This window comes from Leisingera sp. F5 (genome assembly GCF_001593695.1).
On the sequence record NZ_LUKH01000160.1, the window covers coordinates 1 to 4,615 of the forward strand.

6 protein-coding genes are annotated in these 4,615 nt (G+C 58.8%); 1 reads left to right on the forward strand and 5 read right to left on the reverse strand.

What is annotated here, in order from left to right; all coding sequences use genetic code 11:
• Window positions 1–91: 91 nt before the first annotated feature.
• The 5 genes from A2I95_RS26315 to A2I95_RS26335 all read right to left on the reverse strand — a co-directional run bounded on the left by A2I95_RS26315 (window position 92) and on the right by A2I95_RS26335 (window position 3,597).
• On the reverse strand, window positions 92–1,102 hold the full coding sequence (locus A2I95_RS26315; RefSeq protein ID WP_027256306.1) for a replication initiator protein A: 1,011 nt from the start codon (window positions 1,100–1,102) through the stop codon (window positions 92–94).
• Between the two features lie 282 nt (window positions 1,103–1,384).
• A complete protein-coding gene (locus tag A2I95_RS26320) occupies window positions 1,385–2,650 on the reverse strand; it encodes a hypothetical protein (protein ID WP_291734667.1) in 1,266 nt (421 codons plus the stop codon).
• Window positions 2,651–2,833: 183 nt separating this feature from the next.
• Window positions 2,834–3,019 carry a hypothetical protein gene (locus A2I95_RS26325; protein ID WP_027256309.1) on the reverse strand — a complete coding sequence of 62 codons (186 nt, stop codon included), beginning with the start codon at window positions 3,017–3,019 and terminating at the stop codon, window positions 2,834–2,836.
• Window positions 3,020–3,035: 16 nt separating this feature from the next.
• Entirely contained in the window at window positions 3,036–3,311 is a 276-nt protein-coding gene (locus A2I95_RS26330; RefSeq protein ID WP_027256310.1) for a type II toxin-antitoxin system mRNA interferase toxin, RelE/StbE family, read from the reverse strand.
• The gene (locus A2I95_RS26335; protein WP_027256311.1) at window positions 3,304–3,597 is read right to left on the reverse strand and encodes a type II toxin-antitoxin system RelB/DinJ family antitoxin; all 294 of its coding nucleotides are present in this window, start codon (window positions 3,595–3,597) and stop codon (window positions 3,304–3,306) included. Before A2I95_RS26335 ends, A2I95_RS26330 begins: the two co-directional genes overlap by 8 nt.
• A gap of 169 nt (window positions 3,598–3,766) precedes the next feature.
• Here A2I95_RS26335 and A2I95_RS26340 point away from each other — a divergent pair, with 169 nt between their 5' ends.
• Window positions 3,767–4,231: a hypothetical protein gene (locus tag A2I95_RS26340; RefSeq protein ID WP_027256312.1), complete on the forward strand. Its 465-nt coding sequence runs from the start codon at window positions 3,767–3,769 to the stop codon at window positions 4,229–4,231.
• The last annotated feature ends 384 nt before the right edge of the window (window positions 4,232–4,615 follow it).

Sequence of the window (4,615 nt, forward strand, 5' to 3'; positions counted from 1 at the left end):
TACACGCTCAGTTCTCCTTATACGGTAGTTTCGTTTATGAAGCGTTTATGCTTCGTCGAAGGGCTTAAAGGAGAGCAGAGCAAGAAGCCTTCTATGAGCGTAAGCTATCCTGCTTCTTGCAGTAGGCCAGGAAAGCAGCGCCTGCGTTTTTCGGCGGGTTGCCCTTGGCGGCTTCAGAATTGGCAAACGTCAGCCAGTCCGAGCGGAGGGAATAATAGTCCCGGCCCTTCTCCCTGGCGATGGCCCTTGCCTTGTCTTCTGCCCATTCCGGCAGCCTGATACCGGGCAAAAGATCTCTCTGAGGCGAGCGCGGACGGAAGATCACCAGGTCTTCCGGGGTCAGCTCCATGCGATAGAACGGCGTGTGATCATCCTCGATGATCTGGCGGATGTTCAGTCGGAACTTCTTCAGGGGCGCGTTGCTGCCGGTCTTTTCCTGAAGCTTGGCAAGGCCAATCTGCCACTTGGGCTGGCTCCCGCAGTGCTTGCGGCCGATCTCATACAGGCGGCGCTCAAGCGGGCGGCGAAGGCGGAAATAGTCGTGCGAGATTGTTACGACTTCGTTGGCCTCGATTGCTCTCATGAACCAGTCAGACAGAACGACCTCGCAATAGTCGAGCCGCCATGCCCCTTCTTCCTGCATAACGAATCCGGCTTGGTCCACGAGGCTAAAAATCCGAACCTCGCGCTTGTTTCCGGTACGGATCGTTGTGGTAAATTGCGTCCCCTGTAGCCTTTTGAAGGCTTGCTCCAGACGCTTGTAATGGTTGCCGCCAATGGGGCGGTTGGTGGCGATGGAAAGCTCACGGGCGCTGAAGCGGACGCGCTTTCCGATCTTCTCGCCCCGGTTCTTCATGTCCATCAATTGGCTGATGCAGAAGATCAGGATGTCCTTGTCCTTGATGGTGGGCAGGCCAAGGCCGGAAGGAGCGATTTCCAACCTGTTTTCACCGTTCTGGTAGACCAGATGGCGCATGTCGGGCTTGGTCGCTAGGGAAAACAGGGGATGTTCCATCGACGCGGTGTCGTCCTTGGGGACCACGTCCGTGATATCGAGGATGAAAAAATCCTTCTGGGGGTGTCTATCCGGTAGCAAAGGCATGTCCGGACGCTACGAGAAATTTGACCGTTCAGGAACCCTGAATTTGACCTATCAGGAACCATTCTGAAGTTCGTGCTATCGGGAACCAAAGTTTGACCTATCGGGAACCCCAAATGGGGTATTGTCCGTTTGACCCTTTCGGAACCAGAATTTGACCCTTTCGGAACCAAAATTTGACCCTTTCGGAACCCTGTGGATAGTTTCCTGCTTTCAAGACAGCATGTTAGAGGAGATTTTTGCCTCCGTAACTTACTCCGTAGGTAACACTATTAACACTAGGGATCAGCGACCGTGGCTCGGTCCCCGAGCCCGTTCCTGGCTGGGGCGGTCGGTCAGATCGGTGTCCCGTTCTGCCGAGGGTTCTTTCCGAACCGCAGGGGCTGTCAGGCCAAGATTCATCTCATGCCGCTCCACCTCTGCCAGTGCCTCCTGCGGCCAGCAGATTTGCTCATCGATCTGGGTTGCCTCCGGACGCAGCATATTTTTGACTACGGCCTCAACCCTGGCGCAGAACGCCCCGCACTTCGCCACCACTGCCGCCAGGTGCATCCGGTCGGACAGGCTGGGGAAGAACTCACGCCCGGATTCATACCCGTCCCCCATGTTCGCCCGCAGCCCCATGCCAAACCCATGGGCCGCTTCAAACACACGCTCTGCCCCTGACCTGACAGCCCGGATCAAAGGCCAGGGATCGGTTTGGGGATCTCCCCTCACGCGATCCAGCTCCAGAGCGCCCTCAGGAGGCTCGTAGGAGCGCCCTTGGGCCTTGTGGCGGGCAATCTCCCCCTTGAGCATCAGAAAGTCGCTCAGGGCCTCTGTATCGCGCTCTGAGAGGTCTGTGTTCCTGATGGCATCCCACAGCCCCTGAGAGGGCGCTCTGACGCTCTCACGGGCCTTGTCCATGATCGCCCCATAGGTTTCCGGGGAAAGGTGCTGGCGCTGGGTGATTTCTTTCCGGGTGCCGCGCACGATTTCAGGGTCCAGATGCTCGCGGCACCAATCGGCCCAGGACGTCTGCAAGGCGGAGTATTCGTTCCGCTCGCCTGTGGCCTCCTTCAGCTCGCGCAGCGCCTTGTTGGTCGAGATCACCGGCTTGCCCCGGCTTTCCCGAACCGGAGAGACCAGCACATCGACCACAGCGCCGCCCTTCTCATCGAGATCGAGGCGGGTAGCGATCACCGATCCTTTGCCGCCCCAGCCCTCAGCCCATGCCTTCGCCTGGTCAAAGAGCTGGCGGTTACGCGGGTTGTCGGGGTCATGCAGGCCGCCGGCTTTTTCCACCCATTCCGGGGACACCACGCAGATGGCCTGCAAGCAGAGCGGCGAGCCTTTGCGTTCGCCGGCCCCCAGCTCGGTCTTGTGGGCTTTGAAGGCGGCAAGATAGTCGCGGTCGTTCTCGGCCTTCGACCAGGCAAGGCCGAAACCAGGTTCCGCATCGTCCCGGACCCGCGCCTTGCCGGTCTCGTCGTGACGCTGCGCATGGAGGGACGCCCCGCGAAGCTGGGCGATGCTGGTGAACTTGTTGACGCGGATAGCAGCCTTGAACATGGGGCGGTGATAGCGGAGAACGACGGAGTTGTCATTTCAAATGACAACCCACTAGGCAATTCTCTACGAGCCGCTCCGCTAATTGCCATGGGCCGGAGGTGCTGCGCCCTCCTGGACCTCCTGCTATTCGCCCGTTCAACGGGCGACAAATCCCTTCCTTCCCCTGCCTTATGGCGGGCGATGTCAGTCAGGGATTTGAGGGGCGCCGAACCGTTCCGCAAAATCCGGCGGCAGCAGATGCCGACGTTTTGGTGGTGTCCGCTCCCAGATTTCCGCATCGGTCAGGGTCTCGGAGCTGACCTCGTAATTCCCGCAGTCGAAGCGGGACGAGCAATCAGAGGGAGCATTCTCGTGGCGGTCGTGAGTCATTTGTTTCCCGATCTGGCTAGGGCCACATCTGCGCGGCGTGGAGCACGCGCAGCACCGTCACCGCCGCTGCGGTTTCGGTATAGACCACAATATAGTTTGGCCGGACCACCAGTTCCCGAGTGCCTTCTACCCTGCCGGGGCGGCAGCGTTTCGGGTGAGCCGGGAGCTGCGCCACCTTGCCCTGAATTTCTTCCACCAGGGCAAGGGCTGCGTCCGGGTTGTCGTCCGAGATGTAATCGGCAATCGCCATCAGGTCGGCGACCGCCGGAGCCTTCCACTCGAGTTCAGGCACGGCGCTTCCCGTCGATCAGGGCGCGGGCATCCTGCATCACCTGGTCGTGCGGGGTGGCCGGGCGGGGGTCGGCCAGCGCCTCCTGCACCTTGGCACGGAACCAGGCGTCATAGGCATCCGGATCTGCGGTCAGGCCGGCCGGCAGACCGCCCTCGGCGGCAACGCGGGTCAGCAGGATGCGCACGGCATCCGAAAGCGTCAGGCCGACACCGGACAGAGCGTCGGCTGCTTGCGCCTTGAGCCGGTCGTCCACGCGAACGTGGAGCATCGAGGTTTGGGCGGGCATGGTATGTCCTCCTGTTTTCGATGGTATTATGTATCTCAATTGAGATACAGGCAAGCTGCCTTTTCGGCTAGTAGCCCCATAGCTTCCCCGCTTTGGTGGTTTTCTGTAAACTGGTGGAAAACAAGGGTGAAAACCGTTTCCCCACCACCGGTGAAGGCGAGCAGAAACCATGGCAAAACTATCTTTGAATCAAGCGGCGAAGTATGCGGGTGTTGCCAAGAAAACCCTCTTGGAACGACTTAAAAGCAACGACTTAAACGCAAAGCTATCGGGCGAGAAGAACGCGCAAGGGCATTGGGAGATTGACGAGGCAGAGCTTGACCGTGTTTTCAGGAAACCACAGGAAGAACCACGCAGTAAAACCGTTTCCCCACCGCCAATAAAGGCGACAAAACCAAGCGAAACCGGTGCGTTAGAGGTTGAAGTTAAGATGCTTCGGGAGCAGATCGGTGCCATGACCGCCGAGCGAGACAGGGAGCGCGGCCAGCTCGTCGATCAGATCGAGGATTTGCGCACTCGCCTGGACGGAGCTGAGGCTGAACGGGTGCGCCTGAATGCGGTTCTGACAGATCAGAGGGATAAATCTGGCGTTCGGGTGAAGCGCGGCCTTTGGGCACGGCTGGTCGGCCGTTGAACGTCAGTCCGGAAGCTGACTTGAGAATAGCCGTCTTGTTCGTTCTCAACAGCATGGAAAGCGGCTTGGTCCATTGCCCTAGAAGATCCAGCCGAACTAGAGAAAGGTTTAGGCGAGGATCTGATCTTGGATTACCCTGCGTGAACTTCATCAGTTCTTTGAAGTGCGGCCCGCGTGTTGACCAGTGGCCTGTTCCTATAGTTCGCGGGCCGGTTCCCCTCCCTCTATCTTCTTCCGGGAACCGCCGGGTGTTCTCTTGACATCTTCGGTGTAAACGAAGTGGTCCCAGTAGACACAGGGGACTTAAAATCTCCGCCCCGATAAATGCACCGGATTTCGGTGCTGGTGCCATAAAGACGTAAGAGTGTACCTTGCATACACTTC